This window comes from Dehalococcoidia bacterium (genome assembly GCA_035310145.1).
Classification (GTDB): Bacteria; Chloroflexota; Dehalococcoidia; order CAUJGQ01; family CAUJGQ01; genus CALFMN01.
On sequence record DATGEL010000006.1, the window covers coordinates 22,419 to 45,773 of the forward strand.

The following is a 23,355-nucleotide window of genomic DNA, read 5'->3' on the forward strand; positions in this document are numbered from 1 at the left end:
TCACGGCTCCAATGCGTCGAGACTGGCGCGCAGGGCCGCGGTCTTCGCCCGCGACGCGGCCAGCCCCAATTCCATCTTCGCGATCACCTGCTGCGGCGCGCGGCCGCGCATCTTCGGCAACTGCGCTTCGATCCGCGCCACGTTCGCCTCTTCGCCGGCCAGCTCCTTGCTTAGCCGCGCCCGCTCGGCCTCGGTATCCACCAGGCCCGCAAGCGACAGCACCACGCTGCCCCACTCCAGCACCGAGCGCGCCACGTTGGCCGCGGGCAGGTCGCCGGGGTGCACCATCAGCAGCGGCCGGGCGCGGGCCAGCGTCTCCGCCACGGCGGCGCGGGCGGAGAAGGCGTGGCGCAGCGCATCGCTCTCCGCGCCGATCAGCGCCTCCACCCAGCGTGTCGGGTCGATCTTCTTCTCGGCGCGCAGGTTGCGAATCGCGCGCACGGCCTCGATCAGCGCCTCCATCGTGCGCTCGGCCTCGTCGTCGTGCCAGGCGCCGGTTGGCAGCGGGTAGGGTGCAACGATCAGCGCCGGGGACTCGCCGGCCGGCAGGTCGGGGAGCAGGTTCTGCCAGATCTCCTCCGTCACGAACGGCGCAAAGGGGTGCAGCAGCTTGAGCCCGCCCGCCAGGACGTGCGCCAGCACCGGCAGCGGCGAGGCGTCGCCCGCGTTCAGCCGGACTTTGGCCGCCTCGATGTACCAGTCGCAGTATTCGTTCCATAAGAAGTCATAGATGCGCCGCGCCGCTTCGCCGAGCTGGAAGCTGCCGAGGTACTGGTTGACCTCCGCCGTCAGCCCATCGAGCCGGCTGAGGATCCAGCGGTCCTCCAGCGGCAGCGACGCGCGCGCGGCCGGGTCGGGCGCGGCGGTCCGCTCGCCGCCCAGCTTCTGGATCACGAAGCGAGCGGCGTTCCAGAGCTTGTTGCAGAAGTGCTGGGCGGCCTCGATGCGCTCGCGCGAGAAGCGCAGGTCGTTGCCCGCCGAGCCGGCGGTGACCAGCGAGTAGCGCAGCGCGTCGGCGCCGAACTCGTCCACCATGAGCAGGGGATCGACCACGTTCCCCTTGGTCTTGCTCATCTTCTCGCTGTTTTCGTCGCGCACCATGCCGTGCAGGTAGATGGTGTCGAACGGCTCGCGGCCCATGTTGTAGAGGCCGAGCATGATCATGCGGGCCACCCAGAAGAAGAGGATGTCCCAGCCCGTCTCCATCACGCTGGTCGGATAGAACGTCTCCAGGTCGCGTGTCTGCTTCGGCCAGCCCAATGTGCTGTGCGTCCACAGGCCGGAGCTGAACCAGGTATCGAGCACGTCCTCGTCCTGGCGCAGCGCGCCGCCGCACCGCGGGCAGCTCGCCGGCGTCTCGACCGAGACAATCACCTCGTCGCAGGCGTCGCAGTACCAGACGGGGATGCGGTGGCCCCACCACAACTGCCGCGAGATGCACCAGTCGCGGATGTTCTCCATCCAGTTGAGATAGACCTTCTCGAAGCGCTCCGGCACGATGCGGATGCGGCCCTCTTTCACCGCCGCGATCGCCGGCTCGGCCAGCGGTTTCGTCTTCACATACCACTGCGGGCTGACGATCGGCTCGACCACGGTGTCGCAGCGGTCGCAGTGGCCGATCGAAGTCGTGTAGGGCTCGATCCTGACCAGCAGGCCGGCGTTGTCGAAGTCCTCGATGATGCGGCGACGTGCCTCGTAGCGATCGAGGCCGTTGTACGGCCCGGCCTCGGCGTTCATCGTCGCGTCGGGGTTCATCACGTTGATGATCGGCAGGCCGTGGCGCAGGCCGATCTCATAGTCGGTCGGGTCGTGTCCGGGCGTGACCTTCACCGCGCCGGTGCCGAAGGCCGGATCGACCTCGCTGTCGGCGATGATCGGGATCTCGCGGCCGATGATCGGCAGCCGCGCCCGCTGCCCGATCATGTCCTGCCAGCGCTCGTCCTCCGGGTTCACGGCTACGGCGGTGTCGCCCACGATCGTCTCCGGGCGCGTAGTCGCCATCTGCACGAAGCGGCCGGTCTCTGCGCCGCCGGCATCGATCAGCGGGTACTTGACGTGATAGAGGAAGCCCTCGTGTTCCTGGTGGTCGACTTCGAGGTCGGAGAGCGCCGTCTGGCAGCGCGGGCACCAGTTGATGATGCGCGTGCCGCGGTAGATCAGGCCGTCGTCGTAGAGCCGCTTGAACGTGGTGCGCACCGCGAGCTGCGGCGTCTCGTCCATCGTGAAGCGGTTGCGCGACCAGTCGCAGGAGGCGCCGAGGCGGCGGTGCTGGTCGTCGATGCGGCGGCGTGTCTTGCGCACCCACATCCACACACGCTCGACGAACGCCTCGCGGCCGAGATCCTGGCGCGTCAACCCCTCTTTGGCCAGCTCGCGCTCGACCACCATCTGCGTAGCGATGCCGGCGTGGTCGGTGCCGGGCAGCCAGAGCGTGGGGTCGCCCAGCATGCGGTGCCAGCGAATCAGCCCATCCTCGATCGCGGCGGTGAGCGCGTGGCCGAGGTGCAGCTCGCCGGTGACGTTGGGCGGCGGCATGATGATCGTGAACGGCTGCGGCCCGCCCTCGCCATGGCGCCATTCCTCCGGCGGCAGGCCAGGGATGAAGTAGCCGTTCGCCTCCCAGAACTCGTAGATGCGGCCCTCTACGGCGCGCGGATCGTACGCTCGGGGCATTTCGCCGCCGCGTTGCATCCGTGCCGTCTGCGTGGCCATCGTTGACTCCAGTTGTTGAGCAACCTGTGTAATCATGGTACGGGCCGTTCGGAAACGCGGTCAACGAAACGGCGGCCCACTGCTTCTCCCAATCCTGAGAGAAGGAGCGGGGCGATCCTGGGTCGAGGGTTCCAGGGGAGAGGTGGCCCCGGCTACTTCGCCGCCGCGAACTCGTGCGCCTTGAGGTAGTAGGTCATGCTCTGCAGCGCGAGCACCGGATCGATGTGGCGGATGTGCACGCCGGCTGGGGTGCGGGCGGCGATCGGCGCGTAGTTGAGGATGGCGAGCACGCCGGTGGCGACCAGGGTGTCGATCACGGTCTGCGCGTGCTCGGCGGGCACGGCCACGATGCCGATGTCCACGTGCGTTTGCTGCAACGTCTCTTCCAGCACGGAGACGTCTTTGATCAGGAGCGAGCCGACGCGCCGGCCCACGGCCTTGGGATCGGAGTCGAACGCCTCGACGATATGAAAGCCCTGCGGGAAGAAGCCGCCGTAGGAGAGAATCGCGCGGCCCAGCCGGCCCACGCCCACCAGCGCCAGCGACCACTGCCGCTCCAGCCCCAGGATCTGGCGCAGCTCCTCCAGCAGACGGCGCACGTTGTAGCCGCGCCCCTGTTTGCCGAAGCGGCCGAAGTAGCTGAGGTCTTTGCGAATCTGCGCCGGGGTGACGCCGAGCTCGGTGCCGAGCTCCTGCGAGCTGACGACCTCGCGCCCGCGGCCGAGCAGTTCGCTGAGCGCACGTGCGTAAACGGGCAGGCGCTCGATCACGACCTCGGGTATTTCGATCGGCATGGACCGCTCGCGGGCACAAGATTGTGCTTGTGACCACAAGCGTAGCAGCCGCCCTACCCTCGATCAAGGAAGGCGCAACGGCCTCGCAACGCCGTTATGGAATCCGCGTCACTTTGCGAGAAACGCGCAGATTACGGCAATGTCACCCGCTGCCGCGGCGGGCAATCCGAATCACCCCCATCAGGCTGATCGGTGCCGTTCGGCTCAGCTCAGGTCCGCGGGCAGCTCCACGTCCACCAGCACGGGGCCGTCGATGCCCAGCGCCGTCTTGAGCACGGGCGCCAGCTCTTCGGGCCGCTCCACGCGCAGGCCGCGCACGCCCAGCGACTCGGCCAGTTGCACAAAGTTCGGCTCGCGCAGCTCCACGCCGATGTGCCGGCTCTCGAACTGCTGCTGCTGCATGCGCCGCAGAATGCCGTAGCCGCCGTTGTTGAACAGCAGCACCTTCACCGGAATGCCGAACTGCGCCGCCGTCGCCAGCTCCGTGGCCGTGAGCATGAAGCCGCCGTCGCCGGCGAAGACCACCACCTGCCGGCCGGGGTTGCCCGCCTGCGCGCCGATGCCGAACGGCAGCCCCGGCCCGATCGCCACCGACTGCGGCCCCACGTGCGTGCGCGGCTCGTAGAGCGGAAAGTAATTGTTGGCGCCGAAGTACCCCATGATCGTCGCGTCGGTGACGAGGATCGCGTCGCGGGCGATCGTCTCGCGGATCGGGTCCAGCAGCCGCACCAACGGCGCCATGCGCTTCTGCACGTTGGCGCGGGCGCCTTCGCGCAGCCGCTTCGCCGCCGCCGCGCCTTCGCCGGAGGGCTTGTGGCCGCTCCGTTCGAGCGTGTCTGCCAGCGCGTTCAAGGCGGCCGGCGCATCGGCGACGATGCCGACCGCGGCGGGATAGTTGCGGCCGATCTCCTCCGGGTCGATATCGACCTGCACGAGCGTTTCCGGCAGCTTCTGCGACCAGTTCCCGGTCATCTGCCCGCCCATGCGGCTGCCGACGACGAGCAGCGCGTCGCATTCGGCAAGATATGCCTTCACGTCGCGGTCGCCGGTCCAGCCGCCGATCGCCAGCGGGTGCTCGTCCGAGAGGGCGCCGCGGCCGGCCGTCGTCATCACCACCGGCGCGCCGAGCGCTTCGGCCACCCGCTTGAGCGCGGCGTTTGCGCCGGCGCGGTTAACGCCGCCGCCCGCCCAGATCGCGGGCTGCTTCGCGCCGGCCAGCAGCTCGGCCGCGCGCCGGATCGCCTGCGGGTCCGGCTGCGGGCGCTGCGCCGGGCCGGGCGCCGTGATCTCCGCCTCGCCCGTCGCGTACTGCACGTCGATCGGGATCTCGATGAACTCCGGCCGCGGGCGCTGGTTGCGCAGCCGCGTGAAGGCGTCGTGGATCGCGTAGGGGATCTCGGCCACGCTCAGCGCCCGCTGCGTCTGCGCGCCCAGCTCGTCGAAAACGCCGCGCTGGTGCTTGTTCTCGTGCAGAAAGCCCTTGCCCTGATCAAGGTATGCGGACTCGATGTTGCCGGTGATCTGCAGCGTGGGCGAGGAGGCGACCCAGGCCTCGTGCACGGCGCAGGCGCTGTTGAAGGCGCCCGGCCCGGTGCTGGTGAAGTAGACACCGACCTTGCCCGTGGTGCGGGCGTAGCCATCGGCCATGAAGGCGGCGCCCTGTTCGTGGCGCGGCACGATCAGGCGGATGCCCGGCTCCTGGGTGAGCGCGTCGTAGATCGGCAGCGCGTGCACCGAGATGATGCCGAAGACGGTATCGACCCCCGCCGCCTTCAGCGCCTGCACCACTGCCTTGCCGCCCGTCATCTGCGCCACGCTGGATACCTCCCTGCGAAGTGTCGCCGGCCACCCGTGGCCCCCATCCCCCTGCCCCTTCCCCCAATTCTATGGGAAGGGGAGATCTCAGTACGAAGCTTTGGGGCTGAAGGCGGGGGCTTCTGATCGGCCGTAGGGGCGCACGCGGTGCGCTGCTAACCCGACCCCACGCTGAAACTTCCTCCCCAGGATCGCCCTCTCCTTCTCTCCAGGATTGGGAGAAGGAGAGGGGTCGTAGAAACGAACTGAGAATGAGGGCCGCCCCGCCACTCCTCCCCTCACGCGACGCCGATCACCGCCCGCTCGTTCGTGCCGCGGGCGATGAGTTCGCCGGCCACATTGCGCAGCTCGACGTCGAAGATGTAGCGCCGGCCGCGTAGCTCGCGCAGCGTCGCGGTCGTGGTGACCACGTCCGCGGCGGGTTGCGGTGTGGCGCGCGCGATCGTGACGCGGGCGCCGACGGACTGCTCGCCCGGCTCCATGAACGCCGTCATCCACTTGCGCGCCGCGTGCTCCAGCAGCGCCACCAGTGCCCAGAGGCCGTCGATCGGGAAGCCGGCGGCAAGCTCCGTCAGGTCGGTCAGCGCTTCGACTTCGCTGTGCGTCGAGCCCGGCTCCAGTCCCGCCAACACCTACGAGCCCGCGCTCGACACCGTCGCGCCCGAACCCGAGCCGATGAAGAAGGGCGAGTCGAGGTCCCAGTCCAGTTGCTCGCCGGAGTCGTCGAACTTGACCTCGGCCTGCACCGCCATCACGTGCGGGTCGTTGGCCGCGCGGTTGGCGTGTTCGTGCGACTCCCAGAACGTCACCCGACCCACTTCACCCGAAAGGTTCGGCGAGACCAGCACGTAGCCGGCGATGAAGCCCGGCAGCTTCGCGGTGGTGGCGATCAGGTCGCGGAAGTGCGCTTCGACCTCGGCCTTCACCTCCGAGCGGGGATGGGTCAGCGTGATCCGCACGAACGGCATCGCGGACTCCTTTGCGGCATGAACTCCCGCTGCCGGCGCCGGCCAGCGCGCCGCCGGCGTAGCCGTAGCATACGAGAGCGCGACACCCTGTCAAGCGCCGCCCGCGGCCGGCTGCTCGCCCTCGCCGCACGCCGGTACGATCTTCACCCCGGCCGCCGTGAAGACCGAAAATGCAGGGCGGAACTTCTGCGGCGCCGGTACGGGCAGCGGCGGGAATGGACGGTGCGATGCCGGTTCACGCAGCATACGACGAAGCGGCCGAGGCGCGGCACCGAGTGCTGCGCCGTGAGTTCGTGCTCGACCCGGAGTGGATCTTCCTCAACCACGGCTCCCACGGCGCGCGGGCGCGGCCAGTGTTCGCGCGGTATCAGCAGTGGCAGGCCGAAATGGAGCGCCAGCCGGTCGCCTTTCTGAGCCGGCGGATCGGCGGCCTGCTGGCCGAGGCGCGCGGCGCGCTGGCGGCGTATCTCGGCGCCGGCGCCGATGAAGTCGTCTACCACCCCAACGTGACCACGGCGCTGAACGTGGTGGCCCGCTCGCTGCCGCTGGCCGCGGGCGACGAGGTGCTGACCACGGACCATGAGTACGGCGCCCTCGATCGGACCTGGCGCTTTATCTGCGCGAAGCGCGGCGCGCGGTGCGTGGTGCGGCCGCTGCCGGCGCAGTTCGAGGATGCCGATGCCGTGGTCGAGGCGGTCTGGTCCGGCGTCACACCGCGCACGCGCGTGCTCTTTCTCAGCCATATCACCTCCTTCAGCGCCCTGCGGCTGCCGATCGCGCCGCTGATCGCCCGCGCCCGCGACGCCGGCATCTGGTCGGTAATCGACGGGGCGCACGCCGTCGGCCAGATTCCGCTCGATCTGCAGGCGCTCGGCGCCGACTTCTACGGCGGCAACTGCCACAAGTGGCTCTGTGCGCCGCCCGGCGCCGGCTTTCTCTACGCCCGCCGCGACCTGCAGCCGCTGATCGAGCCGCTGATGGTGGGCTGGGGCTGGCAGGCGCGCGACCCCGGCCCTTCGGCCTTCATCGATGAGCAGGAGCGGCAGGGCACACGCGACTACTCCGCCTATCTCAGCGTGCCGGCCGCGATCGCCTACCAGGCCGAGCGCGACTGGCCGCGCGTGCGCGCCGAGTGCCACGAGCTGGTGCGCTACGCCCGTACGGCGCTGACCGAGCTGACCGGCCTGCCACCGCTCTCGGCCGACAGCCCCGACTGGTTCTCCCAGATGGTGACTGCGCCGCTGCCGCCCTGCAACGGCGCCGCGCTGGCCCAGCGCCTGCGCGACGACTACCGCATCGAGATCCCGGTGATCCGCTGGCAGGACCGCGACTTCATCCGCGTCTCTGCCCAGGGCTACACCACACGCGCCGAGATCGACGCCCTGCTCGCGGCGCTGGCCGAGCTGCTGCCGCGGGTCCGGTGAGAACGGGCCCCGGCGGAGCGCCTGCCCCGTCGCACACGGGAGACAGCGCCGTCCCCGTGAACGCCCGGACGGTGCCCGGGGGCGTGCTACGATACGCACGGCTGGCGCCCGCGCCGGCGTTCGCGATCCGGCTGCTTTGAGGAGGAACGGTGCCAGAACCAGCCGCGCAGCAGCCGATCTACACGGTCGAGGGCGAGCTGGTTGCGCTCGGGCCGCGGCGGCGCGATCAGGTCGAGCTGTGGACGCGCTGGATGAACAACCTGGAGGCTACGCGCACGCTCGGCGCCCCCGGCATCTACACGCGCGAGGCCGAGGAGCGCTGGTTCGAGCAGACGGCAGCCGGCAGCGAGACCGGCGCTGCCTTCGCGATCTATGAGCGGGCGAGCGGCCGCCCGATCGGCAACACCGACCTGCGCGAGATCAACTTCAAACATGGCACGGCGACCTTCGGCATCCTGATCGGCGAGCCGTCCTGCTGGAACCGCGGCTACGGCACGGAGGCGACGCGGCTGGTGCTGGACTACGCCTTTCACGTGCTCGGTCTGCACAACGTGCTGCTCACCGTCTACGAAACGAACCCGCGCGGCGTGCGCGCCTACGAGAAGGCCGGCTTCCGCCGGATCGGCCGGCGCCATGGGGCCTACCGCCTTGGCCAGCGGCGCTACGACACGATTTATATGGAAGCGCTCGCGGCCGAGTTCCAGAGCCCGGTGCTGGAGCGCCGCCTGCACGCGCCGCAGGAACCCGGGAACGGATCGTAGATCGAACGGCGGCCGTTGCGACGGTGCACGCGTGCAACCGGCCGCGCAATCGCCACGCCGCCTGGAGTCTTCCCTGCAACCTCCGTGCCTGCCGGCGCGTCATCTCTGGTAGAGGCGCAACCCGCCGCTTGCCTCAACAACCAGTTGTGAGAACACGATGAAGCTCGGCCGATCGATTGCTTTCGCCCTTGCCCTGGCGCTCGTGCTCGCCGCGGGCGGCGGCAGGCAGCTTTCCGCGCAGGCCGGTTCGCCGGCAGTCTCGATCACGCTCGATCCGGCGTCCGGCCCACCCGGCGCCATCGTACAGATCAGCGGCGTCTACCCCGGCGTTGCCGCCGGTGCGAGGCCGAACGCGGCCAGCGGCCACGTCGATCTCTGCTGGGACGGCTGTCCCGGCGGGCTCGCGGCGCTCGCCGTGCCGGTGCAGTGGTCGGACACGACGCCGGGCGGCTTCGGCCTGAGCTTCACCGTGCCGCAGGCGCCCTGGCTCACCGCGGACGGCCCGCACGACCTTGCCGCGGGCGACTACACGGTCGGCCTGCAGTGCCTGACGCCGCCGGGCGGCAGCCTTGCCGGCGGCTGCGCCACGCGCGGCCCGGACGCCTCCGCCACCTTCACGCTCGCCGATGCGACACCGACCGGCTGCCCGCCCGTCGCCTGCGGCTCGCTCAGCCTCACGCCGAACCCGGCGACGCCCGGGCAGTTCGTGAGCGTGAGCGGCGTGGCGCCGCTGGCAACGCTGGGCGGTGGCAACGCCTTCGCCTACTCGCTGACGATCGACGGCGCGGCGGCCGTCCTGCGACCGCTCGCGCAGGCGCCGGACGGCTCCTTCAGCGACGCGTTTCGGCTGCCGCTTGCGTTGCCCGATCTCGGAGTACTGGCGCCGGGAGCGCACACGCTGGCGCTGCACGCGGGGACTGCCGGCGGCAATATCGACGTCGCTTCGGCGGAACTGGACGTGCAGGCGCCGCCCGCCTGGAGCGATCTCGGCGCCCCGCAGCCGCTGCGCATCGAGCGCAGCGAGAACCTGCTCGACCCGGCCTTCGCCACCGATCCGGGCAACGCCGGCCGCCTGGCCTTCTGCGAGCCGGGCGACGTGCAACTCTCACGCGACGGCGGCGTCTCGTGGAATCCGCTTTCGATCGCCAGCGCCGGCGACGCGGCCGCCGCAAACGGTTTCCAGTTGTTCGGCCAGGACGGCGGCGCGGCCTGCACGCAGCTCGTGCTGCCCGCCGGGCGGTCGAGCCTGATCTATGCCGCGTTCCCCGCCGCGCTGGCCGAGTTCGGCGCCCCGCCGATCTTTTTCCTGCCCTTCGAGAGCACCGACGCCGGCCAGAGTTGGCAACTCGTGCCCGCGCCCGACGGCTACGAGGCGAAGCAGTTCGGCGGCTTCCAGGTGGTGAACGGCGCGGTGCAGGCGCTGTTCGCGATGCCCACCGAGCCGGACAGCCCGCCGGCGCTCGCGGTCGAAGAGGCCATGGACGACGGCTCCTGGCAGGCGGTCGCGCTGAACTGCGCGGGCGAGGGGCCGTGCCTGCGCTTCGGCGCCGGGCCGAACGCAATCGGCTCGTGCGCCATGAACGAGCGCGTGCAGGCTTTGTTCTACTCGACGGACGGCGGCGCGAGCTTCCAGCCGCCCGCCGCGCCCGCCACGGTCAACGCCTGCGACCTGAACGAGCTGGCGCCGCTCTCGCCCATGGACGCCTTGCTGCTCGCCGGGCGCGCCGACTTCCCGCTGCAGGTCACACACGACGGCGGCCAGAGCTTCGGCTCGGTGACACTGCCGCCGCTGCCCGACGCCGACCCGAGCCTGCCGGCGCAGTACCGCGGCCTGCAGATCCTGCCGGACGGCTCGCTGCTGGCGCAGACGCAGGCCGGCGACGGCTGGCTCGGCCTCTGCCCCGGCGCTTCGGCATGGCAGAGCACAAACATTCCCGGCAGCGCGATCGCCTCGACGCTGCGCGTGCTCAACAGCCGGCTCTGGTGGCTGCAGCGCGCGGACGACGGCTCACTGCACCCCTTCAGCCTGCCGCCCGCCGCCGCCGGCTGCCGCGGCGGCGCGGGCACGTGACGCCAGTGAGCATTACCGTGCGCTGCACTCCTCGTCCAATCCCCGTGACGGCGCCGCCCCGCTGCTGTGCTGGTACTGCCTGATAAAACCGTCGATGCGGCGGATACGATTATCGTCAGGTTCACGAAACTCGTTGAGCCAGTACAGGATGTAGCTCGTCTCCAGGTGCTCATCCACCTTGAAGACGTTCTCGATGTCTATCCAATCCTTCGGGCGGTTGAACAACGCCTTGCAAACAACCAGGTCGGCGGCGGAGATGACGGGGATCGCCGATCCTACGTAATCAACCTCCCGAGTTCTGGTTGCCAGAGATGCATGGAACGGCGTATTGGCGAAGAACAAATCGACCGGCAGATCGCCCCAGCGCAGCCGGGTCTGGGCGATGGTTCGCAGATCGCGCTCGGCCTTCTCTCGGTCGCGGATGAGAAAGACAGGCGAAAGGCTGTCCAGTACGCGCGCCGCTTGCTCTTGTGGCAACGCAATATTCACATCGATATCGTGCGTGTAGCGCGGGATGCCGGCGTACGCGAGTGCGATTGCACCACCAAAGGCATGCGGGATGCCGTTTCTTTCGAATGCGCTATGAATCGCGATGATTTCCGTGGGAAGTAGCTCATTCATAAGTGATGATCGCGAACGTGTTGTCCTGATTCAGAATGAGCCGCACCGAGTCCTCGTATTGCGCGATCGTGTTCGGTACTGCTGCGCTGATGCGCCTGCCCTCGAGCAGGAGCCGATACAATGTTCGCCCGCGTTGCTCATCGCTGGCATTGCGCCAGTATTCTACATCTTCCTGGTCGTGCTCGAGCGCGTTGCCCAGGAAGCGAGCAAGCAGTGCATCTTTGGCAGACGATCCGCGTTCGTTCTCGTTCACCTGGACTGCATTGTACACCCGCGACAGCGAGAACGGTTCGGCTCACTTCGTGGCCCGCCGCACAGGCGCAACGAACCGCGCACCGGGCATCTGTTCGGTGCGCCCCCGAATCGAATCTGCAGCGCTCAGTGATCGCCCTTCGCTGCGGCGTATATTCTCGCTAAAGCAAGGCTTTTGCCACGGCGGGAAGACGGCCATGGAGCAGGAGATTCGCTTCTGAGGCACGCGGGACGGCGTGCGCATCGCCTACTCCACCGTGGGCAGTGGCCCGCCGCTGGTCGTGCCGCCGGCGGGAACCAGCCACCTCGAAGTGGCCTGGGAGTTTCCACCTAATCGTGCGTTTGTCGAGGCGCTCGCGCAGCGATTCACGTACATCACATACGATCGCCGGGGCTGCGGACTTTCTGACCACGATCGCACCGACTTCTCGCTGGCGGCCGAGTTGGCGTGCTGCGAGGCAGTGATCGATCGATTGGGATTGGAACAGTGCCGGCGCTTGTGATTCACCGGTGAGACGACCTGGCGATTCCATTCGAGCGCGGCCGGCGACTGGCTGCCACGGTGCCCAATGCGCGCCTTCTCCCGCTGGAAGGCGAGGCACACTTTCCCTGTGTGGGTGACAGCGACGCGATCCTGGGCGCGATCCTCGACTTCCTCGGTGAACCGGCCCCCGACGCCGCACCGCCCACCCTCCACGCGGTTGCCGTGCCGCCCGCAGACGGACTGCCGAACGGCGCGACCGGCCTGACGCAGCGCGAGACGCAGGTGCTGCGGCTGCTCGCGGCCGGCTAGAGCAACAAGGAGATCGCCGCCGAACTGGCCGTGTCGGTGGCGACGGCCGAGCGCCACATCGCCAATCTGTACGCCAAGATCGGCGCCCGCGGCCGCGTCGATGCGATCGCCTACGCGCTACGCGGCGATCTGAGTCACGCCGCAGCTCGGTAGTCGATCTGCATACTCACCCTCATCCGCTGGCGAGCGAACTGCATCCCTTCCCTCAGCGAGGCTGAGGGTGATCCGGGATGGCGGGCCTGCGTCGGCGGCGCATCATCGGCTTGCGGGCAATGAGTAACGGCCCGCAAGGAGAGAGATGATGCTGCCGTCGCCAACCAACGATATGCTGCTGGACTGCAAGCTGCAGGAACTCGATCTGCTGGGCTGGTGCGGCCCTGTGTGGCATGCCGCAGCGGAAGCCGAGCAACCGTCGCAACGTCGAACATCAGCTCCCGCCCGCCGTGCCCTCGGCGCCCGGATCGGCATGGCGCTGATCCGCCTCGGCGAGCGCCTGACCGGCGCGCTTGCTCGCGGGCGTACACTGTGGGCGAGCGGGGCGGCGCTGCCCGGGCCGCCTGCCGTCTTCAGCGAGGGAGCGCAGCCGAGATGCCGTACTACGTTGCCCGCGGCCCGATGCCGCACAAGCGCCATACCCAGTTCCGCAAAGCCGACGGCTCGCTCTACCACGAGGAGCTGCTCGGCTCCGAGGGTTTCGCCGGTGCCAGCACGCTCGTCTACCGCCTGCACCCGCCCACCGCCGTGCAGGCGATGCAGGCGCAGCCGCCCATGCCGCGCGAGGTCTGGGACGACGACCTGCACCGCCATCACCTCTTCCGCACGCTGCTGGCCGAGCCGGAGGGCGATGCGATCTCCGGCCGCAAGACACTCTTCTTCAACCAGGACGTGGCCTTCAGCATCCTGCGCCCGGCCGGGCCGATGGCCTACTTCTTCCGCAACGCCTACGCCAACGAGCTGTACTTCGTGCATGAGGGCAGCGGCACGCTGGCCACCGCCTTCGGCCGCATCGACTACCGCCCCGGCGACTACCTCGTCGTGCCGCACAACACGACCTACCAGTTGCAGCCCAGGCCCGGCACCGAGTATGACCAGCGGCTGGTCTTGATCGAGGCCGCGGGCTACATCGAGCCGCCGAAACGCTACCTGAACGAGTACGGCCAGTTCCTGGAGTGGGCGCCCTACTGTGAGCGCGACCTGCGCCCGCCGGCCGAGATCGAGACCTACGACGAGCGCGGCGAGTACGAGGTGCGCGTCAAGACGGGCACGAAGGTCACGAGCTACGTCTACGCCGAGCACCCGTTCGACGTGGTCGGTTGGGACGGCTGTCTCTATCCCTACGCGCTCAACATCGCGGACTTCGAGCCGATCACCGGCCGCATCCACCAGCCGCCGCCCGTGCACCAGGTCTTCCAGATTCCGGGCGCCGTGGTCTGCAACTTCCTGCCGCGCAAGATCGACTACCATCCGCAGTCGATCCCCTCGCCCTACAACCACAGCAACATCGACAGCGACGAAGTCCTGTACTTCGTCAACGGCCAGATGCTGGGGCGCAAGGCGGTGGAAGTCGCCTCGATCTCGCTGCACCCCAGCGGCATTCCGCACGGCCCCAAGCCCGGCGGCCTGGAAGCCTCGATCGGCCACACCGAGACCGACGAGATCGCCGTGATGCTGGACACCTTCCGCCCGCTGACGCTGACCCAGGCCGCCCGCACCTTCGACGACCCGGCCTATCCGATGGCCTGGCTGCCGCGGGAGCAGGGCGTAGGGCCGAGGGGTTAGGGAGCAGGGAATAGAGGGAGAAGCAACGCGCCGTGAGTCGCGGCCGCGCCGCGAAGGCCGCCCGCGGTGCGCCCCTACGCTTGCCTGCTAACCCGCCGCCCTCTGGATCGCTGCAACCCAGGATCGCCCCTCTCCTTCTCTCCAGAATTGGGAGAAGGAGAGGGGTCGTAGAAACGAAGTGAGGATGAGGGCCGCCTAGAGCCGCACGCCGAAGAAGAGGGAGAGCGCGGCCAGCACCACGACCAGCCCGACGTAGAGGTAGCCGAAGCGGCGCACCCGCCGCCAGAAGCGCAGCGCAAACTTGAAGCGCAGCAACCCCAGCACGGCCATGACGCCCAGCGCTAAGATCAGCGTCTCGACGATCGATTCGCGCACGCCTCACGCCCGCGCCCGCCCTGCCAGCGGTGCGCGATCAGGATAGCAGGACGCGGCCGGCAGCAGCGGCGGCGTCACAACCGGGCGGCGCTGCCGGCCGTGACATCCGCTACTCGCGCCACGTCGGGCGCGCGGCACCATAGCTTGACACTCCGCGCCGCCGCGCCATGATCGGAGCAATCTGCCCATCCGCCCGCGCAGGAGCGCCCCGATGCAGTTCGGCCTGCACCTGCCCCATCTCGGCCGCAGCGCCTCGCGCGAGGTGCTGAGCGGTTTCGCCCAGGCGGCCGAGGCCACGGGCTTCGACTCGCTCTGGGTCAGCGACCACGTGATCGTGCCGAAGCGGCTGGAGTCGCGCTACCCCTACAACGAGTCCGGCGAGTTTCCCTTCCGGCCCGACGCGCCCTTCCTCGACCCGATCGCCACCCTGCTCTTCGTCGCCGGCTGCACCGAGCGCGTGCGGTTGGGCACGGCGGTGCTGATCATCCCCTACCGCAACCCGGTAGTGCAGGCCAAGGAGCTGGCGACGCTCGACTTTGTCTCTGGCGGGCGGCTGATCCTCGGCATCGGCACGGGCTGGATGGCCGAAGAGTTCGCCGCGCTCGACGTGCCCTTCGCGCACCGCGGCGGCCGCACCAACGAGTACCTGGCGCTGATTAAGCAGCTCTGGAGCGCCGAGGACACGAGCTTCAGCGGCACGTTCTACCGCCTGGACGACGTCGGCTTCGCGCCGAAGCCGTTGCAACAGCCGCGCCCGCCGATCTGGGGCGGCGGCCACAGCGAACCCGCCTTCCGCCGCGGCGGGCAGCTCTGCGACGGCTGGCTGGGCGCGAACGTCAGCCCTCAGCAGGTTGCGGCGCAGTTCGCCCGCGTGCAGCACTACGCCAGGGAGGCGGGCCGCGACCCGGACGCCCTGACGCTGGCCGCGCGCATTCCGCTGCGCTTCGCGCCGGGCAACGAGCAGGCGCTGCGCGAGGAGGTCGCGGCCTACCGCGCCGCGGGCGTCTCGCACCTGGCCTTCGACATGGGCGTGCGCTCGGTCGAGACGGCGCGGGAGACGATGGAACGCGTGATGGAGTCGGTGCTGGCGCAAGCGCGCGGCTGAACGGCGCGGCGCCGGCTACTCGCGCTCCTCGTCCTGCGGCCCGTAGGCGGGGAAGTCGCGCTCGTAGTCGGCGGCAATGCTTTGCAACATGTTCAGATACTCTTCTTCCGCCGGCGTGCGCGGGTGGCGATCCAGCAAGCGCCGGATCAGGTCCAGCACCACGGCGTGCACTTCGCGATCGATGCTCATCGCCTCCTCCGCGGCCGTGTCGCGTGATCGCGGCGGCCGCGCTCATCGTAGCGTAGCCGCCGCTGCCCGGCGCTTGCCTGGCATGGCCCCCGTGTACGATGGTGAAGGCGCAGCGGAGGCGGAGATGTCCTCGGTTCATTCCACGGCCACACGGACGCTGCCGGCGCCGCGCCGCTCGCTCTGGTCGCGGCTGAAGCTGCCGGCGATCCTGCTGCTGATCGCGATCAACGCCGGCGCGATCGTGGGCAACGCGGCACTCGACCTCTGGCAGGTGCTCGGCCCCTCGCGCGTGGTAAGCGGCACGCTCGTCGGCCACGAACGCATCGTGCAAACCGGTGAGAACGCCGACGAGCAATACGTGCTGACGGTGGACACCGGCCACGGCAACGAGCTGATCAACGCGACCGAGAAGGCGTTCAACGAAACGCAAACCGGCCAGAGCGTGACCGTGGAGTGGGACGGCCGCGGCGCCCTGGGCCACGACGAGGCGCTGCGCAAGCTCACCGCCGGCGCCCAGGTCGTCTATCAGTCCCACCCCTGGCGGCGGGCGCTGAGCCAGCTGATCGTCGCCGGCATCACGATCGCCGTCGCCGCCGTTGCCACGCTCTGGCTGCTGCGCGGCACGGCGCGGCGGCGCCCGTCCCCTACGCGAGCGAGCGATTGACCTGCCGGCCCGGCAGGTCGCCGCAGTGGCCGGCTGCTCGGCGATAACACGGGGGAGGCATGAGCGCCGCTGCAGAACTGACCGAGGCCGATATCCGCGCGGCGCGAGCGGCGATCGAGGCCTGCTACGCGCAGGGCTGGAGCGACGGCCTGCCCGTGGTGCCGCCGATCGGCGCCTTCTTGGACGAGTTCCTGGCACAGACCGCGCGCGTCCCGGACGAGGTGCTGATCACGCAGGAGCATCTCGACCGTACGTGCACGGTGCGGCAAGCGGCGATCAACGCCGTAATGGCGGGCTGCCTGCCGGAGTATTTCCCGGTGCTGCTGGCGGCGCTCGACGCCTTCCGCGGCATCGGCGCGGGCAGCGGCCTGCTGCAAAGCACCACGGGCCAGGCGCCGCTGCTGGTGGTCAACGGCTCGGTGCGCGGCAGGCTCGGCTTCAACAGCGCCGAGAACATCTTCGGCCCCGGCGACCGCGCGAACACGACCATTGGCCGCGCCATGCGCCTGATCATCATGAACACGCTCGGCATCCGCCCGCACGAGTTCGACCAGAGCGCTCAGGGCACGCCGCTCAAGTACAGTTGCTGCATCGCCGAGAACGAAGAGGAGAGCCCCTGGGAGCCGCTGCACGTCGAGCGCGGCTTTGCGGCGGAGGAGAGCACGGTCACGATCCAGATGACGCGCAGCGACCTGCACGTCGAGCACCGCAGCACGCAGTCGCCGGAAGAGATCCTGCTGACGATCGCCGACTCGATGTCCTACGCCGGCGGCATCTACGAGGCGCCGCCCTACAACCGCACCAGTGGCTCGATCGTGGTGATGGGGCCGGAGCACGCGCAGATCGTCGCCCGCGGCGGCTGGACAAAGCAGCAGGTGCGCGAGTTCCTCTTCGAGCACTTCGGCAAGACGAAGCGCGAGCTGCGCCGCTTCGGCAAGATCATCGGCCTGGAGGACGAGGCCGAAGACGCCTTCATCCACACCGCGCCGTCGCCGGACGCGATCCTGCTGGTGGTGGCCGGCTCGCCCAACGCGGGCGTCTCCACGGTCTGCTCGAACTTCGCCTGGCGCAACGCGACGGTGGCCGTCGGCCCTCACCCCCGTCCCCTCTCCCAATCCTGGGCGAGGGGCGATCGTGGGTAGAGCGCTCGTGTCGCTGTACGGTTAACCCGGCAGTGTCCGATTCATTTGCCCCATGCTCGCCCCTCGCCTGTACGCTCGCCGCAGGCGTCCGATCTCCAAACCTCTGCGGATGGGAGAGCGAGGACGGGGGAGAGGGCCGATCGCCGGGGTTAGGGGGCCGGCCGCTCCATGCGCACGGAGCCCCGCGGGCTGGCGCCCTGCACGCGCTCGACGTCGATGATCAGCGCCAGGCCGTGGCGCTCCGGGTCGTGGTTCTGCTCCACTTCGGGCGAGAGGGCGAAGACCCGCTCGCGCACCGCCGGGTCGGCTTCAACGTGCCCGCGCCCCTGGAAGATCAGCGTCGTGCGCGTCTTGCTGTCGCGGTAGAGCAGCGAGAGCGCCGGGTTGCGCTGCATCGCCTGCGCCATGCCGCTGTTGGGGTTGCGCAGCCAGATGGCGAGCTGGTGGTCGCTGAACACGTGCGTGCTGCCGCGCAGCGACTGCACCGGACGGCCCTCCGCGTCCACGTAGGCCAGCGTCAGCGGCGTACCGTTGGCGAGGGCGCCGTTGACCAGGCCGCGTACGAAGTCGGGGAGGGTCCGGCTCGTTTCGGGCGGCGGCGCCTGCACGGTGCGCTGCTCGACGCGGCTGATCTGCCCGGCCGCGTTGAAGGCGAAGCGCAGGCTGACGGAGCGCGGCGCGGCGCCGAACGGGCCGAACTCGGCCTGCACGGAGAGACCGTCGCCGTCGGGGTGCGGCTCGGACCAGCCGCCATGCTGGTAGACCGGCGTCAGCGGCCACTGCCCGCTGATCCGCGCCAACACCGCATCGTGCCCGGCGAACTCCTCCCGCCCCGTGTTCAGCACTACGTCCGGCGCGAGATAGCCGGCGGCGCGCTGTGCCGCCGCGGCCTCGCCCGTGCGCAGCGCCTGCACGTACGCCTCGACTGCTGCTCGTTGGTCCGCCATCGCCCATTGCCTCCGAAATTCACGGCCGCGGCCGCGCCGTCAGACACGCAGGCGCGGGTCCAAAAAGTCGCGCAGCCAGTCGCCCACGGCGTTCACGGCCAGCACTGTGAGCATGATCGCCACGCCGGGGAAGGTGTAGGTCCACCAGGCGCCGGTGATGATCTGGCTCTGGCCCGCGGCCACCATGTTGCCCCAGGTCGCCGTGGTCGGCGGCACGGAGAGACCGAGAAAGGAGAGCGCCGCCTCGGCCAGGATCGTGCTGGCCACGCCGAAGCTGGCGATCACGATGATCGAGGCCCAGGTGTTAGGCAGAATGTGCCGCACCATGATGCGCACGTCGCCCGCGCCCATCGCCCGCGCCGCCTCCACGAACTCCTTCTCACGGTACGACAGCACCTGCCCGCGCACCACGCGCGCGTAGGTCACCCAGCTGGTGATGCCGAGCGTGAAGATGATGCTCTTCAGCCCCGGCCCCAGCACGGCCAGGATCGCGATCGCCAGCAGGATGAAGGGGATGGCGAGCTGGATGTCGGCCAGCCGCATGATCACGTCGTCGGTGAGGCCGCGGTAGTAGCCCGCCACCAGGCCGGCAGCAATGCCGATCGCGCCGCCCACCAGCACGGCGGTCAGTCCCACGGCCAGCGAGATGCGGGCGCCGTAGAGCAGGCGCGAATAGATGTCGCGCCCTTGCTCATCGGTGCCGAGCGGGAAGACGCGCGTGCCGGTCTTGTGCTTGTAGGTGCCCCAGAAGGGCGGGATCTTGTTGGAGACGACCTCACCCTGCGAGGCGTTGTGCAGGGCGAGTTGCGGCGCGAACACGGCGGCGACCATGACCAGCAGCAGGATCGCGCAGCCGATCGTCGCCAGCCGGGCCCGCAGCAGGCTGCGCAGCCAGCGGGGCAGCAGATGGCGCGGCCCGGCTGCGGCCAGGGCCGGGAACGTATCGGCGGCGGGCGAAAGCTGCGTCATGCGTGTTGGCAGCGGGCGGCTGGCAACGGGGCGGCCCCTGGTTCCCCCGGAGCCGTTGCCTGCGCCGCGCCTGCCAAAGCCTCCTGTCTGCTGAAGTCTGCGCCCGCCGAAGAGAGAAGAGGAATCAGGAGTAGCCGCTGCTCGTTCCTCGCTCCTTATTCCTACGCCCCACGCCCCACGCCCTACGCCCTACCCATAGCGGATGCGCGGGTCGAGGAAGCCGTAGGTCAGGTCCACCAGCAGGTTGAGCGCGACGAAGATGACGGAGAGCATCGTCACCGCGCCGACGACGACGGGAAAGTCCTTCTGCTCGATCGCGCGGATCACCATCTGGCCCACGCCCGGCCAGGCAAAGACCGTCTCCGTGACCACGGCGCCGCCCAGCAGCACGCCGAACTCCAGCCCCATGATCGTCACCAGCGGGATCATCGCGTTTTTGAGCGCGTGGCGGATCATCACCGTGTACTCGCGCAGCCCCTTCGCCCGCGCCGTGCGCACGAACTCCTGGCCCAGCACCTCCAGCAGGTTGGAGCGCACCAGCCGCGCGTTGCGCGCCATGGAGAAGGTGCCCAGCGTGATCGCCGGTAAGACGAGGTGGTGCAGCTCGTCCACGAAGCCGTCGCCGCGGCCGACGATCGGGAACCAGCCGAGCTGGCCGCCGAAGACCCAGAGCAGCATGATGCCCAAAAAGAAGACAGGCACGGACTGGCCGAACATCGCCACCAGCATCGCCACGTTGTCCAGCAGCGAGTTGCGCCGCGTGGCCGAGATGATACCGACGGGTATGGCGACGGCCAGCGCCAGGGCGTAGGCGGCGATGCTCAGCTCCAGCGTGGCGGGCAGCTTCTCCAGCACCACCCGCGTCACCGGCTGGCGGAAGCGCAACGACTCGCCGAAGTCGCCGTGGGCGGCGTGCACGACGAAGCGGCCGTACTGCTCGTACCAGGGCCGGTCGAAGCCGAGGCTGTGGCGCAGGTTGGCGATGTCCTCCGTGGTGGCCTGGGTGCTGGCGATCAGCAGCGTGGGGTCGCCCGTCTGGTAGAGCACGAAGAAGACGATGAAGGTCGCGCCGGCCACGACGAGCACCGACTGCAGCAGGCGGCGGATCAGGTAGTTCAGCACGGGCCGGCCCTCATCCCCTTCCCTTCCCCCAATCCTTGTCATCGCGCGGAGCGCGATCTGGGATGGGGAAGGGCGATCGTGGGTTGCTGATACGGAAGGGCGTCGGGTTAGTCGGGTGCCATCGGTCGCGTCTGTGGGCGCGAAGCGCGCACGCCGTGTGCCCCTACACGTGGCTTGTGAGCCCCGGCTTCAGCCTCAACCCTCCGTAAAAGGATCTCCCCTTCTCCCATCGTGCAACGAATGGGAGAAGGGGCCGGGGGATGAGGGCCACCCTCCCCCGTCAGCTCTTCAGCGAGGCGTCGTGCAGCAGGATGCGCTCGTCCGGCCGCGGCTCCCAGGTCAGGCGCTTGCTGAAGCCGTAGTTGTCCACCTGGTGCCAGACGAATACCCAGGGCGCGTCGTCCATGATGATCGCCGAGATCTGATTGATCAGGGTTTGGCGCTTGGTCTCGTCCGTCTCCTTCTTGAGCTGGTTGTAGAGGTCGATGTACTGCTGGTTCTGCCAGTGCGTGCCGTCCAGCGAGAAGTCCGGGTTGACGTAGAACGCCTCGTCCTGGCCGGTGAAGGGCGAGCCCAGGCCCAGCAGGAAGAAGTCGTCCGGGTCGCGCTTCTGCAGCTTGTCGCCGGCGTAAACGGCGAAGTCGAGCACCTGCAAATTGACCTTGACGCCGACCTTGGAGACGTCAGAGACGAAGGCCTGGGCGATCTCCTTGTCCTTGATGTAGCGGCCGTTGGGCGAGTCCATCGTCACGGAGAAGCCGTTGGCGAGGCCGGCGTCGCTCAAAAGCTGCTTTGCCTTGTTCACGTCGTAGGTGTACGCCTTGGCGTCCGGCGGCTCGTGCGGCGGGTTGATGATCGTCTTCGTGCGCGTGCCGGCGCCGTTGAGCAGGCCCTTGTTCACCGCGTCGAAGTTGAAGGCGTAGTTCATCGCCTGGCGCACGCGCTTGTCGTCGAACGGCTTGTGGTCGCAGCGCATGCCGATGTAGATGTTGCGCCCGCCGGCCAGCGAGCCGACCTGCGCGTACTTCTTCACATCGTCCACCAGGTCGGGCGGCACGTTGACGACGATGTCGGCCTCGCCCTTCTGCAGGGCGAGCAGGCGCGTCTCGACCTGTGTGACCGGCTTCCAGATCAGCTTGGCGATGGCGGGCTTCTTGCCCCAGTAGCCGTCGAAGGCCTGCATCGTCAGGTGGTCGTCTTTGACCCACTCGACGAACTTATACGGGCCGCTGCCGACGGGGTTGGCCGAGACCTTGGCGAGGTTGGCGTCCGACTCGTCGGTGTAGACGCCGGGCGGCATCACTTCATACGAGGCGAGCTGGTAGGTGAGGAAGGACTCGGCCACGGGCGCCGAGGTCTTCATCTGCACCGTTGTGGCATCCACGGCGGTGGCAGAGGCGAAATTGGTGAGCCGGCCGAAGTTGGCGATGATCGGCTTGCCGCCGATCTTGTCCTTCGAATGCCGCGCGAGGCTGAAGGCGACGGCCGCGGCATCGACCGGGCTGCCGTCGTGGAACTTGGCGCCGCTCTTGACCTTGAACTCCCAGGTGAGCGGGTCGATCGACTTCCACGACTCGATGATCCAGGGCTCCTGCTTCAGCGTCTTGCCGTTCTGCCAGAGGAACGGGTCGAACATGTGGAAGTTGATGTTCGCTTCCGGCACCGAGTTGCGGAACTCGGGATCCATGAAGTTGACATCGGCGCCTTGCAAAATCACCGCCTGGCCCGCCGGCGCCTTGTTGGGCGCCGCCGCCGCAGGGGCGGCGCTGCCCGCGGGCTGCGCCGCGGCCGTTGCGGCCCCGCCAGCGGTCGCCGCGGCCGCGGGGCTGCCGCCGGTGGCGGCCGGGGCGGCCTGGGTGGGCGCCTGGGTGGCCCTGGCGCCGTTGTTCTTGTTGTTGTTGCTGCTGCCGCAGGCGAGCAGCCAGGGCGCCAGCCCCGCGCCGCCGGCCAGGGCGCTCAGCTTCAGCACCGTGCGCCGCCGCAGACGCCGCACCGGCCCGAAGGTTTCCCGCCGCGAGAACGAACCGCTCATAGCCCCTCCCGTCGTCGATCCCGGCAGACCACTTGCGGCTTCCCGCGCGCTGGTCGCGAATCGCGCTCACGAATTCTGTAACAGCCTCGTGCCGGCGTCAAGGCGAACGCGTGGCGGACGGCGCCCTCACCCTCACCCCCGCTTCTTGCCTCTTGCCTCTTGCCCCAGTGCCAGGGAAAGGGGAGATCGCTGCGCGGGGCAGCGAGGCTGAAGGCAGGGAAAACAACGCTCAGTGCTGCACCCTCCCCTCGCCATGGGATGGAGAGGGGCCGGGGGTGAGGCCGCGCAGCCCGCGGCAACATGGCGGTCTTCGGCCTGTAACGTAACGTTTACACGGTAATTACCTGAAAAAGCTTGACACGCGCCCGGCGCCGCTGCTAGTGTGTTCGTGAAATCACGAACGAAGTTGGACCGGAGCGCCGCCGGGCGCCCACCGCAGCGCCTTCCCCGCGTTCCTCTCGCAGCAGATCGTCGCGCACCCCGCTTCACTCCTGCCGATCCGCGCGGGCGCTCGTTCGTCGCGCCGCTTTTGCCGGCAGGCCGCCGGCAGCTGTATTGGTCATCGCGCGGTGCGCGATGGCAAAAGGAGAATCCCTGATGGCTGCAACCACCTCCACGTCAACGCCCGCCCAGACACCCGCCGCCCCTGCGGCCGAGCTGCCCGGCCTCGCGCTGTTCAACGCCTGGCGTGCAGAGATGCAGCGCGCCATGCTGCAGTCGATGCGCGCCTTCGACGTGCTGCGCGACCAGAAGCCCGCCAACGTCGGCAAGGCGCCGAAGGACGTGCTCTGGCAGCAGGGCACCGCCCAGCTCTACCGCT

At 69.1% G+C, this 23,355-nt stretch carries 24 protein-coding genes; 11 read left to right on the forward strand and 13 right to left on the reverse strand.

The features are described from left to right. From VKV26_01070 to VKV26_01090, 5 genes are all read right to left on the reverse strand, one after another. On the reverse strand, positions 1-2,712 hold the full coding sequence (locus tag VKV26_01070) for a valine--tRNA ligase (GenBank protein ID HLZ68478.1): 2,712 nt from the start codon (positions 2,710-2,712) through the stop codon (positions 1-3). Between the two features lie 152 nt (positions 2,713-2,864). Next, entirely contained in the window at positions 2,865-3,545 is a 681-nt protein-coding gene (locus tag VKV26_01075) for a redox-sensing transcriptional repressor Rex (protein HLZ68479.1), read from the reverse strand. Between the two features lie 165 nt (positions 3,546-3,710). Next, complete coding sequence (locus VKV26_01080; protein ID HLZ68480.1) at positions 3,711-5,312, reverse strand: thiamine pyrophosphate-binding protein; 1,602 nt, start codon at positions 5,310-5,312, stop codon at positions 3,711-3,713. A 287-nt stretch (positions 5,313-5,599) separates the two neighbouring features. Beyond that, positions 5,600-5,953, reverse strand: coding sequence for a hypothetical protein (locus tag VKV26_01085; GenBank protein ID HLZ68481.1), 354 nt, complete (start codon positions 5,951-5,953; stop codon positions 5,600-5,602). Beyond that, positions 5,954-6,289: an antibiotic biosynthesis monooxygenase gene (locus VKV26_01090; GenBank protein HLZ68482.1), complete on the reverse strand. Its 336-nt coding sequence runs from the start codon at positions 6,287-6,289 to the stop codon at positions 5,954-5,956. A gap of 227 nt (positions 6,290-6,516) precedes the next feature. Between VKV26_01090 and VKV26_01095 the strand changes: the two genes are divergently transcribed. The 3 genes from VKV26_01095 to VKV26_01105 all read left to right on the forward strand — a co-directional run bounded on the left by VKV26_01095 (position 6,517) and on the right by VKV26_01105 (position 10,545). Then, on the forward strand, positions 6,517-7,713 hold the full coding sequence (locus VKV26_01095; GenBank protein ID HLZ68483.1) for an aminotransferase class V-fold PLP-dependent enzyme: 1,197 nt from the start codon (positions 6,517-6,519) through the stop codon (positions 7,711-7,713). A gap of 149 nt (positions 7,714-7,862) precedes the next feature. Then, positions 7,863-8,474: a GNAT family protein gene (locus VKV26_01100; protein HLZ68484.1), complete on the forward strand. Its 612-nt coding sequence runs from the start codon at positions 7,863-7,865 to the stop codon at positions 8,472-8,474. A 157-nt stretch (positions 8,475-8,631) separates the two neighbouring features. Beyond that, positions 8,632-10,545: a hypothetical protein gene (locus VKV26_01105; GenBank protein ID HLZ68485.1), complete on the forward strand. Its 1,914-nt coding sequence runs from the start codon at positions 8,632-8,634 to the stop codon at positions 10,543-10,545. Positions 10,546-10,557: 12 nt separating this feature from the next. Here VKV26_01105 and VKV26_01110 read toward each other — a convergent pair whose 3' ends face one another. After that, a complete protein-coding gene (locus VKV26_01110) occupies positions 10,558-11,166 on the reverse strand; it encodes a hypothetical protein (GenBank protein ID HLZ68486.1) in 609 nt (202 codons plus the stop codon). Continuing rightward, complete coding sequence (locus VKV26_01115; protein HLZ68487.1) at positions 11,159-11,419, reverse strand: hypothetical protein; 261 nt, start codon at positions 11,417-11,419, stop codon at positions 11,159-11,161. Before VKV26_01115 ends, VKV26_01110 begins: the two co-directional genes overlap by 8 nt. Before the next feature lie 235 nt (positions 11,420-11,654). On the opposite strand from VKV26_01115, the gene VKV26_01120 reads away from it, so the two are divergent. The 4 genes from VKV26_01120 (at position 11,655) to VKV26_01135 (ending at position 13,990) form a co-directional block, all read left to right on the forward strand. Further along, complete coding sequence (locus VKV26_01120) at positions 11,655-11,921, forward strand: alpha/beta hydrolase (GenBank protein HLZ68488.1); 267 nt, start codon at positions 11,655-11,657, stop codon at positions 11,919-11,921. A gap of 110 nt (positions 11,922-12,031) precedes the next feature. Continuing rightward, positions 12,032-12,211, forward strand: a complete 180-nt coding sequence (locus VKV26_01125) for a hypothetical protein (protein HLZ68489.1) — start codon at positions 12,032-12,034, stop codon at positions 12,209-12,211. Between the two features lie 12 nt (positions 12,212-12,223). Continuing rightward, positions 12,224-12,364 (forward strand): LuxR C-terminal-related transcriptional regulator, encoded by a 141-nt coding sequence (locus VKV26_01130; GenBank protein HLZ68490.1) that lies wholly within the window; start codon positions 12,224-12,226, stop codon positions 12,362-12,364. Between the two features lie 435 nt (positions 12,365-12,799). Further along, on the forward strand, positions 12,800-13,990 hold the full coding sequence (locus tag VKV26_01135) for a homogentisate 1,2-dioxygenase (protein ID HLZ68491.1): 1,191 nt from the start codon (positions 12,800-12,802) through the stop codon (positions 13,988-13,990). A 195-nt stretch (positions 13,991-14,185) separates the two neighbouring features. Here VKV26_01135 and VKV26_01140 read toward each other — a convergent pair whose 3' ends face one another. After that, the gene (locus tag VKV26_01140; protein HLZ68492.1) at positions 14,186-14,365 is read right to left on the reverse strand and encodes a hypothetical protein; all 180 of its coding nucleotides are present in this window, start codon (positions 14,363-14,365) and stop codon (positions 14,186-14,188) included. Positions 14,366-14,576: 211 nt separating this feature from the next. Between VKV26_01140 and VKV26_01145 the strand changes: the two genes are divergently transcribed. Then, positions 14,577-15,470, forward strand: coding sequence for an LLM class F420-dependent oxidoreductase (locus VKV26_01145; protein ID HLZ68493.1), 894 nt, complete (start codon positions 14,577-14,579; stop codon positions 15,468-15,470). A gap of 15 nt (positions 15,471-15,485) precedes the next feature. Here VKV26_01145 and VKV26_01150 read toward each other — a convergent pair whose 3' ends face one another. Continuing rightward, the gene (locus VKV26_01150; GenBank protein HLZ68494.1) at positions 15,486-15,659 is read right to left on the reverse strand and encodes a hypothetical protein; all 174 of its coding nucleotides are present in this window, start codon (positions 15,657-15,659) and stop codon (positions 15,486-15,488) included. 124 nt (positions 15,660-15,783) lie between these two features. Between VKV26_01150 and VKV26_01155 the strand changes: the two genes are divergently transcribed. Beyond that, entirely contained in the window at positions 15,784-16,323 is a 540-nt protein-coding gene (locus VKV26_01155) for a hypothetical protein (GenBank protein ID HLZ68495.1), read from the forward strand. 59 nt (positions 16,324-16,382) lie between these two features. Further along, the gene (locus VKV26_01160) at positions 16,383-17,465 is read left to right on the forward strand and encodes a hypothetical protein (GenBank protein HLZ68496.1); all 1,083 of its coding nucleotides are present in this window, start codon (positions 16,383-16,385) and stop codon (positions 17,463-17,465) included. A 149-nt stretch (positions 17,466-17,614) separates the two neighbouring features. Here VKV26_01160 and VKV26_01165 read toward each other — a convergent pair whose 3' ends face one another. The 4 genes from VKV26_01165 to VKV26_01180 form a co-directional block, all read right to left on the reverse strand. Continuing rightward, positions 17,615-18,412, reverse strand: coding sequence for a pyridoxamine 5'-phosphate oxidase family protein (locus tag VKV26_01165; protein HLZ68497.1), 798 nt, complete (start codon positions 18,410-18,412; stop codon positions 17,615-17,617). Between the two features lie 39 nt (positions 18,413-18,451). After that, positions 18,452-19,381, reverse strand: a complete 930-nt coding sequence (locus VKV26_01170; protein ID HLZ68498.1) for an ABC transporter permease — start codon at positions 19,379-19,381, stop codon at positions 18,452-18,454. Positions 19,382-19,570: 189 nt separating this feature from the next. Continuing rightward, positions 19,571-20,503 (reverse strand): ABC transporter permease, encoded by a 933-nt coding sequence (locus tag VKV26_01175; GenBank protein ID HLZ68499.1) that lies wholly within the window; start codon positions 20,501-20,503, stop codon positions 19,571-19,573. Positions 20,504-20,783: 280 nt separating this feature from the next. Then, positions 20,784-22,535, reverse strand: a complete 1,752-nt coding sequence (locus VKV26_01180) for an ABC transporter substrate-binding protein (GenBank protein ID HLZ68500.1) — start codon at positions 22,533-22,535, stop codon at positions 20,784-20,786. 597 nt (positions 22,536-23,132) lie between these two features. Between VKV26_01180 and VKV26_01185 the strand changes: the two genes are divergently transcribed. Continuing rightward, positions 23,133-23,355: hypothetical protein (locus VKV26_01185; protein HLZ68501.1), on the forward strand; the 223-nt coding region annotated here is incomplete at its 3' end.